We start from the raw sequence: 640 nt of genomic DNA, 5'->3' as shown, positions 1-640 counted from the left end.
ATCGAGCTGAAAATTAACGCCTGAATAACCACCATCAACTAAGACATTTTGAACCTGGCGTAAATGCATGGCATGTAAAGCGATCATTGCACTGGCCCCGTCTCGATCAGAGACGTTCGCTCGCGTCATGTGAATGGCCTGCGGAAAGCCATTGATATCAACTGCCAGATGGCGCTTAATCCCCGAGATTTTCTTACCAGCGTCGTAACCTTTGTTTTCAGCAGTAGCGGTGTTTTTGACGCTCTGAGCGTCAACGATAATAAAGGAAGTTAAAGCTGAACGTCCTTGGTAAGTTCGCCGAGCAATGACAATTTTTTTAAAACTTGTTCCAATAAAGAATCAGCCGTAGGTTCAGCTTTAGTTGACCAAATTTTGTAATAGTTGTAAACTGACCGCCATTCTGGGAAATCACCGGGGACTTGACGCCATTGGCAACCGGTTTTCAAGACATATAGGACCGCACAGAAGACCTCGTAGAGGTCATATTTTCGAGGCTTAGTTCGCTTACGAAAATTTTCTAAAGCTGGTCGAATTAATTCAAATTGTTGCCGAGTAATATTGCTGGGATAATTTTTCATAGCTTAAACTCGCTTTTTACATAGAAGTATATCAAAAATCATAGATCTTGGACAGCTTCTAA

Annotated in this window: 1 pseudogene; it reads right to left on the bottom strand. The window is 42.0% G+C overall.

Annotated elements, in window-relative coordinates:
• Nucleotides 1-578: pseudogene (locus IV54_RS11575) on the bottom strand (IS5 family transposase); the annotation flags it as partial.
• Nucleotides 579-640 lie beyond the last annotated feature (62 nt).

The sequence above is a fragment of the Levilactobacillus paucivorans genome, from assembly GCF_001437125.1.
Taxonomy (GTDB): domain Bacteria; phylum Bacillota; class Bacilli; order Lactobacillales; family Lactobacillaceae; genus Levilactobacillus; species Levilactobacillus paucivorans.
Note: the sequence above shows the minus strand (reverse complement) of the source record. Positions and strands in the feature narration are given on the sequence as shown.